This window comes from Nonomuraea diastatica (assembly GCF_004349015.1).
In the GTDB taxonomy this organism is placed as follows: Bacteria; Actinomycetota; Actinomycetes; order Streptosporangiales; family Streptosporangiaceae; genus Nonomuraea; species Nonomuraea diastatica.
The window spans coordinates 1-12,713 of sequence record NZ_SMKP01000254.1 but is presented as its reverse complement, the minus strand read 5'-3'; the positions used below and the strand labels follow the sequence as shown (position 1 = coordinate 12,713).

The 12,713-nt window shown below is 72.9% G+C and carries 9 protein-coding genes and 1 pseudogene; 6 read left to right on the top strand and 4 right to left on the bottom strand.

The features are described from left to right. Nucleotides 1-2,511: helix-turn-helix domain-containing protein (locus E1294_RS47680; protein ID WP_181958664.1), on the bottom strand; the 2,511-nt coding region annotated here is incomplete at its 3' end. Continuing rightward, on the bottom strand, nucleotides 2,508-3,260 hold the full coding sequence (locus tag E1294_RS47675) for an HAD-IA family hydrolase (RefSeq protein WP_132518719.1): 753 nt from the start codon (nucleotides 3,258-3,260) through the stop codon (nucleotides 2,508-2,510). The genes E1294_RS47675 and E1294_RS47680, both read right to left, overlap by 4 nt. Before the next feature lie 169 nt (nucleotides 3,261-3,429). Here E1294_RS47675 and E1294_RS47670 point away from each other — a divergent pair, with 169 nt between their 5' ends. Further along, entirely contained in the window at nucleotides 3,430-4,254 is an 825-nt protein-coding gene (locus tag E1294_RS47670; protein ID WP_132518717.1) for a hypothetical protein, read from the top strand. 133 nt (nucleotides 4,255-4,387) lie between these two features. Here the strand turns inward: E1294_RS47670 and E1294_RS47665 are convergent, their stop codons facing one another. Further along, entirely contained in the window at nucleotides 4,388-4,765 is a 378-nt protein-coding gene (locus E1294_RS47665) for a MerR family transcriptional regulator (protein ID WP_132518715.1), read from the bottom strand. 110 nt (nucleotides 4,766-4,875) lie between these two features. Between E1294_RS47665 and E1294_RS47660 the strand changes: the two are divergent. From E1294_RS47660 to E1294_RS55170, 5 genes and pseudogenes are all read left to right on the top strand, one after another. Then, nucleotides 4,876-5,948, top strand: a pseudogene (locus E1294_RS47660) (alkene reductase). A gap of 43 nt (nucleotides 5,949-5,991) precedes the next feature. Further along, nucleotides 5,992-6,579 (top strand): TetR/AcrR family transcriptional regulator, encoded by a 588-nt coding sequence (locus E1294_RS47655; protein WP_132518713.1) that lies wholly within the window; start codon nucleotides 5,992-5,994, stop codon nucleotides 6,577-6,579. Nucleotides 6,580-6,736: 157 nt separating this feature from the next. Continuing rightward, nucleotides 6,737-10,576, top strand: a complete 3,840-nt coding sequence (locus E1294_RS47650) for a S8 family serine peptidase (RefSeq protein ID WP_132518711.1) — start codon at nucleotides 6,737-6,739, stop codon at nucleotides 10,574-10,576. 128 nt (nucleotides 10,577-10,704) lie between these two features. Next, nucleotides 10,705-11,004, top strand: coding sequence for an LLM class flavin-dependent oxidoreductase (locus tag E1294_RS55175; RefSeq protein ID WP_220448357.1), 300 nt, complete (start codon nucleotides 10,705-10,707; stop codon nucleotides 11,002-11,004). Between the two features lie 6 nt (nucleotides 11,005-11,010). Further along, nucleotides 11,011-11,574: an LLM class flavin-dependent oxidoreductase gene (locus E1294_RS55170; RefSeq protein WP_281284616.1), complete on the top strand. Its 564-nt coding sequence runs from the start codon at nucleotides 11,011-11,013 to the stop codon at nucleotides 11,572-11,574. An 88-nt stretch (nucleotides 11,575-11,662) separates the two neighbouring features. Here E1294_RS55170 and E1294_RS47640 read toward each other — a convergent pair whose 3' ends face one another. Then, the gene (locus E1294_RS47640) at nucleotides 11,663-12,580 is read right to left on the bottom strand and encodes a TIGR03620 family F420-dependent LLM class oxidoreductase (protein WP_132518709.1); all 918 of its coding nucleotides are present in this window, start codon (nucleotides 12,578-12,580) and stop codon (nucleotides 11,663-11,665) included. Nucleotides 12,581-12,713 lie beyond the last annotated feature (133 nt).

Here is a 12,713-nt window from a genome sequence, read left to right as displayed (position 1 = left end):
CTTCTCCAGGGTGGGATGGGCCATGGCGGGGCCGCGCCCGGGCGGACGGTCCTGGCCGCCGCCGAGCAGGGCCTCGACCGTGGTCTGCAGGGCGTCCGCCAGGCGGTAGAGGGCGCCGGTGTCGGGCGTGTCGGCGTTCTCTTCCAGATATTTCACGTAACCGGGCGACATATCCGCTTTGTCGGCGACCTGTTCCCGGGTCAAGCCGAGACGTTCGCGGTGGTGAATGATACGGCGTCCGAAATCACCGGTGCCTGTCATGATCACTTCTCCTCGCGTATAGGTGCGGCGCACGGTGCCGTTGATGCGCGCCTCGCGATGGTCGGCGTCCACGAAGATCTGGCGCCCGTGGTAACGCAGCGGCATGCACACCAGGCCGAGCCGGTCGGGCACCAGCGGATCCAGCCGCAGCCGCCCGCCCCGTTCGAGCTCCAGGCCCAGGTAGCAGCTCTGCAGCAGGTCGAGCGTGCCGCCCATGGCTCCCAGGTGGATGCCCTCCGCGGTCGTGCCGCCCTGCACGTCACTGATGTCGCCGGTGAGGGCCTCGATGAAGAACTCCCAGGACCGCTCCCGGTTGCGGCGGGCCAGGATCCAGGCGTGCACGACGGCGCTGAGCGTGGAGCCGTGGCTGGTACGCCGCAGGTAGTAGGTGATCGTCCTGGGGATCAGGCCGGGGTCGGGCGTGTAGCCGAGCCGTTCCAGGATGCCGGTCAGCTCCTCGTCGCCCAGCAGGTAGCAGAGCATGAGCGTGTCGGCCTGCTTGGAGGCCCGGTAACGGTTGACGTCGTCGCCCTCGGCCTCCAGCGCCCGGTCCAGGCGGCGCACGCCGCGATAGCGGTCCCAGTCGAGCTCCAGCAGGTCGCCGTACCCCGTGAACTGGCTGATGACGCCCTGGTGGAAGTCGACCCGCATGCGGCGGCTGACGTCGTCCCAGAGGGCCAGCTCCGCGGCCGGCGGCGCCAGATGCGGCGCCAGCACGGCGGTCTCGCGGGCGCGCGTCATCAGCCACACGGTCATGATGTTGGTGTAGGCGTTGTTGGCCAGGCCGGGTACGTCGGAGCCCGGACAGCCGTCGTGATACTCGTCGGGGCCCATGACGCCGCGGATCTCGTAGCGGCCGTCGCGGAGCTCGGCCAGCGAGGCGAAGAACCTGGCGATGTCGAGCAGCAACTCGGCGCACCACGGCGGCATCGAGCCGGTGGCCAGATAGTGGTGCCACACGTTGTAGGCGATGGCCAGGCCGACGTGCCGCTGGCGGTGCGAGTTGTCCGGCAGCCAGCGGCCGGAGGCGGGATTGAGGTGCAGCGTCTGCGTCTCCTCACGGCCGTCGCTGCCGCTCTGCCACGGGAACATCGCGCCTTCGTACCCGGCCTCCGCGGCCGCGGCCCTGGCCTCGGGCAGGCGCCGCCAGCGATAGCGCAGCAGACCGAGCGAGATCTCGGGGAAGCGCAGGTTCAGCCACGGCTCCACGAACAGCTCGTCCCAGAACACGTGCCCCCGGTACGCCTCGCCGTGCAGGCCCCGGGCGGGCACCCCGGTGTCGAGGTCGGCGGTGTGCGGGGAGAGTGTCTGGAGCAAGTGGAAGACGTACAGGTGGACCAGCTGCGACAGCTCAGGGCCGTCCACGTCGAGCCGGGCCCGCCGCCACAGGCACTCCCACGCCGACGCGTGCCGGGCCAGCAGCTCGTCGAAACGCGGCGCGCGGCGCGCGTGCCGCAGGGCCGACGAGCGCGGGTCGTGGCAGGCGAGGTCGCGCGAGCTCGCCAGCGCCACGATCTTCGTGAGCCGGGCCGGTTCGCCCTCGGCAAGGTCGAGCACGTGGTCGGAGGTGATGTGGTCGCCGCCCAGCGCGGGCCGCGCGGCCGGCGCGTCCCCGTCGGTCCTGGCGGCCAGCGCCACCATGACGTGCGCGTTGCGCGTGGTCACCGTCAGCCAGGCCAGGCCGTTGTCCGCGCCCGTCTCGTGCCCGGTGAGATGGTCGCCGCGCAGGTCGCGGTAGCGGGCCACGCCGCAGTTCGTCACCCTGCCCTCCAGCGTGCAGCGCACCCGCATCGGCCCCGACCAGTTCTCCGCGGTGAACGTGGTCTCCAGCGCGGCCATGGCGGGATCGGCCATGGACACCAGGCGGCGCTGGCGTACGTGGGTGACCCGGCCCGCGCCGTCGCGCCAGCGCAGCTCCCGTGTCAGCACGCCGTGCCTCAGGTCCAGCTCGTGCCGGTAGCGCAGCAGGTCGGCCTCCTCAGGCCGGAACCAGCCGGACTCCGGCGTGGCGAACGTCAGCGGCAGCCAGTCGGGCAGGTTGACGAGGTCCTCGTTCGTCACCGTACGGCCGGCCACCACCGAGTCGAGCCGGTCGTAGCAGCCCGCCAGGTACGTGCCCGGGGTGCGCGGCCGCCCGTCGGGGGTGGCCCCCCGCGTCGCGAACCGGCCGTTGCCGAGCGTGCACAGCGCCTCGCGCAGCCCCTCTCCGGCGGGGTCGAAACCCTCGTAGACGAGGGTCCAGGCGTTCATCGCCGCCCCACGGGCACCCGCCCGGTCACGCTCGCGTCGGCCAGGTCGGCCACCACCGCGTCGGCTCCGGCCGCGCGCATCGCCGCCTCCTGGGAGCCGCTCCTGTCCACCGCGACGATCAGCCCGAACCCGCCCCTGCGGCCGGCCTCGACCCCGGGCAACGCGTCCTCCACGATCGCCGCCTCGTCCGCGGGCACCTGCAGGCGGCGGGCCGCCTCCAGGAACAGCGCGGGACCCGGCTTGCCCGGCAGCCCCAGCTCGGCCGCGTCGTTGCCGTCGACCACGGCGTCGAACAGGTGCAGCAGGCCCGCGGACGCCACCACCGCGCGGCAGTGCCTGCTGGCCGAGACCACCGCCGTGCGGGCCCCGCGGCGCCGCAACTCGTGCAGCAGCGCGACGGTCGGAGGGAACGCGGCAACGCCGTGCTTGTCGATCTGCTCCCGGAACAACGCGTCCTTGGCCAGCCCGAGCCCGTGGACGGTCGGCGCCCCCGGCTCGTCGCGAGGGCCGCCTTCCGGCAGCGAGACGCCGCGCGAGGCCAGGAACGTACGCACCCCGTCGAGCCGCGGCCGGCCGTCCACGTACGCCAGGTAGTCGGCGCGTATGTCGAACGGCTCCGCCCCCCGGCCTCGCAGGAAGGCGTCGAAGACGTGCTTCCACGCGGCCGCGTGCACCCGGGCCGTGTCGGTGACCACGCCGTCGGTGTCGAAGACCACCGCGCGGAGTTTGCTCAGGTCGAAGGTGGACATGTCAGGACGCTACCCGCGTACGGGCCTGCCAGCCCTGACCGTACGACCCGGCTTCGCACCGGCTCCCGGACGGGATCGCCGGGATGGCGACCGCGCGGGCTTCCTGCGGTCCTGAGCCATCGGGGGTACGTTGGGTTCGCCATCGTGAGCGCTGCCGCAGGAGGTCCGCATGAAGGTGCACCGCGTGCTGCCGCCCCTCCTGGCGGCGCTCGGGGTCGCCGTCGCCGGCTGCGGTGGGGGGACGCACCCGGAGGCGACGGCCACCGCGCCGCCTTCGACAGCGCCTTCGACTTCGGCCGGGCCCACCGCCCCGCCCAGCCCGTCCGGCTCGGTCTCGACCACCCCGGGCAGCGGCACGCCCGCACCGGGCGAGTCCCTCATCGCCGGCCGCTACCAGCCGCTGTGGCCGTTCTCCACCCAGGAGGAGGCGGAGCGCTGGCGGGAGGCCCCGGGCGAGGACGGCGACCAGGCATGGCACCTCGACGCCGCCCGCACCGCGCTCGCCTTCACCCGCGACTACCTCGGCTTCACCGAGATCGACCGGGCCGTCAAGACCGAGCAGGACGGCGTGCACGCGCGCGTGCACGTCGGCTACCGCAGCCAGGAGGGCGACCGGCCGGCGGTCGCCGCCGTCGTGCACCTCATGCGGTACGGGCCGGGCGAGGACGCCCCGTGGGAGGTCGTCGGCACCGACGACACCTCGTTCACCCTGACGAAGCCGGCCTACGGCGCCGCCGTGAGCTCGCCGCTCACCGTGGGAGGGCGCATCTCGGGCGTGGACGAGAGCATCACCGTCCACGTGCGGCGGCCGGGCTCGGACGCCCCGCTGGGCGAGCGGTGCTGCGTGCCCGCCGGAGGCCGGAAAGCACCCTGGTCGGCCAGGGTCGACTTCACGGCCCAGCCGGGGAAGACCCTCACCGTCGTGGTCTCCACGGGCGGTCACGTGGCGACGGTCGAACGCTTCGCGGTGACGGGCGTCAGCGTCACGTCCTGAAGGCCCGTACGGAAGTCCCGGCCGGCGCGCCTGGACCGGCGGGATGTCCCGCACCGACGGCTCCCATGCCGTCGATCGCGCGCCGCGGCCGGTCCGGCTCCCGCGCGAGTCCGGCTCCCCGCGCGAGCCCGGCTCAGCAGGCCGGAGATGCCCGCAGCTTCGCACGATGCGCGCGGTTCGCGGCCATCAGCCCGTCGAGTGCGTCGCGGGTGCGGATGAGGTCGGCGATGTGCGCGGAGAGCCGGTCGCGCTCCTGCGCCATCCGTTCCAGAGCGGCGTCGGAGTTGTCCTCGCTGGGCGCATCGACGCACGGGAGCACTTCGGCGATGGTGCGGCTGGACAGACCCGCGGTGTACAGGCGCTGGATGAGCGTGACCCGTTCGACCCCGTCGTCCGTGTAGTGCCGTTGCCCCCTCGCGCTGCGGGTGCTGGCGAGCAGCCCCTGCTCTTCGTAGTAGCGCAGCGACCGGACACTGGCTCCCGTCCGTGACGCGAGCTCACCGATGCGCACAACGTCCTCCCCGTGTGATCTGCGGCACAAGGCTTGCCTCTGACATCCATGTGAGCTTTTAGCCTACTCGTCGTACCCGCGATCCGTGGTCGAGGACTATGGAGGACGACGTGACGACCCTGTTCGACAACTATCGGCTCGGTGACCTGACGCTGCCCAACCGGATGGTGATGGCTCCGATGACACGAAGCCGGGCCGCCGCGGGCGGTCTTGCGACGCCGTCGATGGCGACGTACTACGCTCAGCGTGCGACGGCCGGGCTGATCATCTCCGAGGGCGTGCAGCCGAGCCTGATCGGACAGTCCAACCCGGGCACGCCGGGACTGCACACCGATGAGCAGGTTTCCGCGTGGCGCCCGGTGACCGCCGCCGTGCACACCGGCGGCGGGCGGATCCTCGCCCAGCTCATGCACGGCGGACGGGTCTCCCATCCCGCTACCACCGGCATGCGGCCGGTCGGGCCCTCGGCGGTCCCGGCCGTCGGCGACGTGTTCACACCGTCCGGGCCGCAGCCGGCGCCGACGCCGCGCGCCCTGGACACCGCCGAGGTGCCCGAGCACGCCGAGTCGTACGGCCAGGCCGCCCGCCGGGCCGTCGAGGCCGGCTTCGACGGCGTGGAGTTGCACGGCGCGAACGGCTACCTGATCTCGCAGTTCCTCTCGTCGAACGCCAACCTGCGGACAGACCGCTACGGAGGCTCGGTGACCAACCGGATCCGGTTCGCCGTCGAAGCGGTGTCCGCGACCGCCGAGGCTGTCGGCGGGGCCAGGACCGGGATCCGCCTCTCCCCGGGCGGGACGTTCTGGGGTGTGGAGGAGACCGATGTGCCGGAGTTGTACAGTGCGCTGCTGGCCGAGCTGGCCCAGCTCGGCCTGGCCTACGTGCATCTCGAGGCCACCGCGGCGAAGACGTGCTGATCGGGCTGCGCCGCGCGTGGCCGGGCACCCTCATCGTGAACCCGGTGGTGCCGATGGGCCCGAAGCAGACCGGACGGGCCGAGGCCGACCGCTGGCTCGGGCTGGGCGCCGAGCTCATCAGCTTCGGCCGCGGGTTCCTCGCCAACCCCGACCTGGTCGAGCGGTTGCGCACCGGCCTCCCGATCGCTCCCGTCGACGAGGCGACGTACTACCAGGGCGGCGACGCGGGCTACCTGACCTACTCGGCGTACCAGTACACCGCCTGACGCCACTAACATAAATGACCGTTCAATAACCAGCGGAGGCGTCATGGGCAGGCCCCGTACGACCAGCGACGAGGCGATCCTCCAAGCCGCCGCCCGCGCGATCGGGCGGCACGGGCCGCAGAGCCTCACCCTGGCCGCGGTGGCCCAGGAGGCCGGGCTGTCCCCGGCCACCCTCGTGCAGCGCTTCGGCTCGAAGCGCGGCCTGCTCCTCGCGCTGGCCGGGCAGGCCAAGGAGAACGTGGCGCAGCCATTCCTGCGCGCCAGGGAGGAGCACGGGTCACCGCTGGAGGCGCTGCGGGCCGCCGTGGCCGGCCTGTCGGAAAGCGTGGCCACCCCGCAAGAGCTGGCCAACAGCCTCGGCTTCCTGCAACTCGACCTGACCGACCCCGGCTTCCGCGCCCACGCCGCCGAGCACGCCCGCCGCACACGCGACGAGATGGCCGCGCTGCTGGCCGAGGCGGTGGCGGCGGGGGAGCTCAAGGGCGAGACGGACGTCGCGCGGCTGGCCCGCTCGGTGCAGGTGACCTACAACGGCGTGCTCATCCTCTGGGCGCTGACCGGCGAGGGCGCCCTCGCCGACGCGATGCGCGACGCCCTCGACGATACGCTGCGCCCCTACAGGGACGGTTGAGCCGGAGACAGGCACGCGCGGGGCCGACCTGGGCCGATTCGGTATACCCAAAATTGGCCCGCGCCGGCTGAGAGCCCTGGTGGGGCTGGTACAAGGGAGGCGAACCCGATCTTCCAGAGTGGGAGCGTTCCCACCGGTAGCTGAAGAGAGAAACCCCTTGCACCACCAGCACCTCAGGCTCCCGGCGCTCTTAGCCGGCGCCGCACTCGTCCTCGCCCTCGGTACGAGCCCCGGCCACGCCACCCCTCCCGGCCAGACCACCACCGCGGGTCCCGCCACGGCCGTCCAGGTCGCCGCCGAAGCCGGCGCGCCCGTGGCCATCACGCTGATCACCGGCGACGTCGTCACGTACACACCGGTCAAGGACGGCGTCCCCAAGATCTCCATCCAGGAGGCCCCGCGCCTCGACGGCACGCCGGTCACGTTCGCGACCCTCCCGGCCAGGAACGGCGGCCGGCTGGTCCTGCCGTCCGACGCCGCGCCGCTGGTCTCGGCGGGAACCCTGGACGAGACGCTGTTCGACGTCGTCACGCTGGCCCGTGAAGGCCGTACCGACCGCATGCCGCTGCTGGTCACCTACCGGGGCGAGCCCGCCGCGTCCGCGCTGTCCGCAACCGCGGGCGCCCTGGCCGGCGCCGCGGACGTGCGCCCGCTGCCCAGCATTGACGGGGCCGCGCTCACCGTGAAGCCGGCCGACGCGGGCCGGTTCTGGAACGGTTTCCTCGGCGAGCGGCCCGCGCTCGAGAGGACGGCGGGCGGCATCGCCAAGATCTGGCTGGACCGGCAGGTCACCGCGTCGCTCGACACGAGCGTGCCGCTCATCGGCGCGCCCGCCGGCTGGGAGAAGGGCTTCGACGGCACCGGGACCAAGGTCGCCGTGCTCGACACGGGCATCGATGCCGAGCACCCCGACGTCGCCGGGAAGATCGCCGCCAGCGAGAACTTCTCCACGTCCCCGAGCATCACCGACAAGGAGGGCCACGGCACCCACGTCGCCTCCACCATCGCGGGCTCCGGCAGCGCCTCGGGGGGGACGTACAAGGGCGTCGCGCCCGGCGCCTCCCTGCTGATCGGCAAGGTGCTCGGCGACGACGGCAGGGGCGACTGGTCGTGGGCCATCGCGGGCATGGAATGGGCCGCCCAGCAGGGCGCCGACGTCGTCAACCTGAGCCTGGGCAGCTGCTGCGGCGACGGCACCGACCCGATGAGCCAGGCCGTCGACGAGCTCACCAAGAAGCACGGCACGCTGTTCGTCGCCGCCGCCGGAAACGCCGGGGATACGCTCACGGTGGACACCCCCGCCGCCGCGAACGAGGCCATCGCCGTCGGCTCGGTGGACAAGGACACCGGCACGTCGCTGAGCGGCTTCTCCAGCAAGGGACCCCGGTTGTACGACGCGGCCGTCAAGCCGAACATCGTCGCCCCCGGCGACGGCATCGTGGCCGCCCTCTCCTCCGCCTCGTCCGGCACACCGCACCCGGGCAACGAGCGTTACACCGCCGGTTCCGGCACCTCCATGGCCACCCCGCACGTGGCCGGCGCCGCGGCGATCCTGGCCCAGCAGCACCCCGGCTGGGACGCCGGCGAGCTGCGCGACGCGCTGACCTCCACCGCCGCGCGCGACGGCGGCCACAGCTGGTTCGAGCAGGGCAGCGGCCGGGTCGACGTGGCCCGCGCGGTCACCCAGCAGGTGTTCGCGACGTGGGCCGTCGACTTCCGCGTGCTCGCCGGCGAGCCCGCGACGCGGCAGGTCACGTACCGCAACACCGGGAGCGAGGACGTCACCCTGGCCGTCACGCCCGCGACCCGCGGCTGGAGCGGCAGGCCCGCGCCCGAAGGGGCGGTGAGCCTCAGCGCCGAGAGCGTCACCGTGCCCGCGAACGGCTCCGCCACCGTCGACGTCACCGTCGATCCCGCCAAGGGGGAGATCGGCGCGTACGGCGGCTCGATCACCGCGAGCGGCGGCGGCGCCGAACTGGTCACGCCGTTCGGCTACTACACCGGCCTGCCCACCCACCAGCTGACCGTCTCGCTGATCAACTCCTACGGCGTCAAGGAGTTCGGCAACGGCCGCGAGGGCACCGAGCCGCTCGTCTACTACATCCCGATGAAACGGAACGTCAGCCCCGAGGACCCGTTCTACCCGGCCGGCTACTACACCGCCCGCACCGACGCCCAGGGCAACCGGCAGGTGCCGCTGCCCGCGGGCGAGTACGAGGTGGTCACGCTGATCAACGACGCGGCGACGGCCAACCGCTCCAGCATGGTGATCGGTACCGTCACGCTCGACGGCGACAGGACGGTCACCCTGGACGCCCGCGACACCGTCCCGGTCGAGCCGGTCACCAGGGAGAAGACGGAAGGCGACGGAAAGCTCTGGTACGTCCGCACGTTCACCGACCGCAACAACCCCGTCTCCGTGTACGCGGGCACCGGTCCAGGCCAGGACCTCTACATCACGCCCGTCGGCAAGGTCCCGGCCGGCGAGATGCGGCTCTCCCACGGGTGGCGCCTCGACCCCGCCGCGCTGGCCTCCGCGACCGCGGGCCGGCTCCGGCTCGACCCTGTCTACGACGTCGCCGACACGCACACCGCCCTGACCGAGGACCGCACCCTGCCCGTCGTGTCCGTGGGACAGGGCAGGGAGGCGGACTTCCAGGGACTCGACGTGGCGGGCAAGCTGGTCCTGGCCGGGGTGCCGGTCGGGGACGGCGGCGCGTCGTACCGCGGCGCGACCGGCGCGATGGACCAGGCCGCCAGACTCGCCGCCGCGCGCGGCGCCGCCGGCTTCGCCGGCTACCTCGACGTCGACGGCGGCAGGGCCAGGGCGCCCTACTCCACCGGGCAGTTCCTGGGGCTGGGGCTGAGCGCCGAACAGGGCCGCGCGCTGCGCGCCGCCGTGGACGCACGGCCCGTCTCCATACGCCTGGAGCCGGACGACGGGGGACCGGTGTACCGCCTGCGCTACGACGAGCGCGGCCGGATCCCTGGCAAGGCCCACCAGGTGGACACGCGGGACCTCGTGCGGATCGACGCCCAGTATCACGCCGACCAGCCGGGCACCGCCGGCCGGGAGTTCGGGTCGTCCACCACGGGCGAGGAGCCTGGCGAGATCACGTACGGGCAGCCTCTCACCATGCCGCTGGCCCGTACCGAGTACTTCGGCCCGGTCGACGACAAGGTCACCTGGAGCCGCGAGATCAGCAACCAGAGCCTGCGCCTGCACTCCAGCGACCGCTTCACCCGGCACGACCGCCGGCAGAGCGAGCACTGGTTCAAGGCGCCCCTGGCGCCGGGCGCCGCCGAGCAGCCCAAGGGCTACCCGGCGGGCGTGCCGTGCGTGATGTGCCGCGACGGTGACCGGTTCGTGCCGCTCGACCGGTGGTCGGACTCCGACCCGCGCCACCTCACCAACCTGAGCACGGCCGAGGTCAAGTCCGCGCCACGGTTGTTCGCGGGCGACCGGGAGATCCCGGTGCAGGGCCGCGCGCCCCGCTCCTTCACCGTCCCCGAGGGGAGCGCGGCGTACCGGCTGGAGAGCGTCGACACCACCAAGCGGACCCTGTCGCCGGAGGTGACCACCGAGTGGTCGTTCGACTCCTCGCCGCCGTCCGGCACGCCTGACGGGCCGGCCTGCTCGTACGGGCCGTCGTGCGCCGTCCAGCCGGCGATCCTGCTCAGCTACGACCTCCCGCTCGACCTGCTGAATCGGGCGCGGGCCGGCCTGCCGTTCACGTTCGAGATCGGGGCGGGCCCGCACGGATCGATCGCGAAGAAGCACGCGGTCAAGCGGCTCAAGGCCGAGTACTCGGTCGACGACGGCGCCACCTGGCTGCCGGCGCTCACCGGGAAACGGGGCCAGGACCGCTACCAGGCGCTGGTGGTGCATCCACCGCTCCGCTCCACCAGCGGGTACGTCTCGCTGCGGGTCACCGCGTCGAACAAGGCGGGAGCCACGGTCACGCAGACCATCAAGCGGGCGTACGCACTGAAGTGAGCCGCGCGGCCGGCGCCTCCAGGAATGCCCGCGGGAGGCGCCGGCCGGTGGCGGAGCGTCGGACGCGGGGAGCGGCGCCGTGCCGCGATGATGGTCAAAAGACGTCTGATGTCGAACGGGAGCCATATATGCGAATCGGTGTCGTTTTTCCGCAGAACGAGATCGGAGCGGACGCGGGCGCGGTGCGCGCCTACGGGCAGGCTGCCGAGGAGCTCGGATTCCGGCACGTGATGGCCTTCGATCACGTGGTCGGCGCCGACCCGGCGGTCCACCAGGGCTGGGCAGGCCCGTACGACGTGCGGAGCACGTTCCACGAGCCCTTGGTCCTGTTCGGCTATCTCGCCGCGCTGACCACGCTGGAACTGGTCACCGGTGTCGTCATCCTGCCCCAGCGGCAGACGGTTCTGGCGGCCAAGCAGGCGGCGTAGGTCGATCTGCTCACCGGCGGTCGCTTCCGGCTGGGCGTGGGGCTCGGCTGGAACCAGGTCGAGTACGAAGCCCTGGGCCAGGACTTCACCACCCGGGGCAGGCGCATCGAGGAGCAGGTCGGGTTGATGCGCCGGTTGTGGAGCGAGCAGTCGGTCACGTTCGAGGGCGCCTTCGACCGAATGACCGGGGCGGGCCTCGCGCCGCTGCCGGTGAGCAGGCCGATCCCCGTCTGGTTCGGCGCGCAGTCGCCTCCGGCCTACCGCCGCGCCGGACGGCTGGCCGACGGGTGGTTCCCGCAGATGTCTCCCGGGCCGAAGCTGGACGAGGCGAGGGCCATCGTCGAGGAGGCCGCCTCCCAGGCCGGACGCGACCCCTCCGGCATCGGCATGGAAGGGCGGGTCAGCTGGACGGGCGACGCCGACGAACTGGGCGTGCTGGCCGGCCGGTGGCGGGAGGCCGGCGCCACGCACCTGGCCGTCAACACCATGAAAGCGGGGCTGCGCTCCGTCGACGAGCACATCGGCGCCCTGGCGACCGCGTCCGTCACGCTCGGACTGCGCGAGAGCTGATCCGGGCCGGGCACGCGGTGCTCGGGCCGCGCGTGGGCCGCGCGAGGAGCGGCCCCGAGGGCGGGTGGGCGGAGCGCGCCGGACCGGGTCAGATCGAGCCGAGGCCGGCGCCGACCAGGACGCGCAGGTGCTCCAGCAGGTCGTCGGGCGAGGCGGCGAGCGGCTGGACGCAGACGTGGTCGGCGCCCGCGTCGAGGTGGTCGCGCACCCTCTCGATGATCGTCTCCGGGTCGCCCCAGGCCACGATGGCGTCGACCAGCGCGTCGCTGCCGCCGTCAGTGACGTCGTCCTCACTCCAGCCCAGGTCGAGCAGGTTGTTCACGTAGTTCGGCAGGCCGAGGTAGAGCGACATGAAACGGCGGGCGGTCTGCCGCGCCCGTGCCGGATCGGTGTCGAGCACGACCGTCTGCTCCGGCGCCAGCACGGGATCGGGACCGAGGACGGCGCGGGCGCGAGCGGTGTGCTCCACCGGGACGAAATAGGGGTGCGCCCCCTGCGTGCGCTGGGCGGACAGCTCCAGCATCCGGAGGCGGAGCGCGGCCAGCAGCCGCGGCGCCGGTGCGGGCAGCGGGCCGCCGTATTTCGTCGAGTCCATGGCGTCGAGGTAGTCGCGCATCGCCGACACCGGCCTGCTGTAGTCATGGCCGCGCATCTCCACGGCGGGCGCGTGGCTCACGCCCAGGCCGAGCACGAACCGTCCGCCGTACGCCTCGGCGAGCGCGTTCGCGCCGTTCGAGGCGGCGGTGGCATCGCGGGCCCAGATGCTGGCGATCCCGGTGGCGATCATCATGCTCTGGGTCGCGTCGAGCAGCAGCCCCGCGTGGACCAGCGACTCCTTGCCCGCCGGGGTCTCACCGAACCACAGCGTCCCGAAGCCCAGGCTTTCGATCTCGGCCGCCGCGTCCCGCTCGACCGCGGCGGACTCCCCGGTCAGCGTGGCGTTCCAGACGCCTACCCGCCCCATGCGCCGCTTCAGCGCCGCCACGTCGATGCTCGCCTCCGGCATCGCAGTCACCACCTCGGTCGTCACCTGTCCCTCAGGCCACCACGATATGTGGCGTAACGTCGGCGAAGCGCAAGGCCCGCTTCATGACTTGCCGTCGTCTTTGTCACACACCCGGCACGCGCCGCCCCCGACG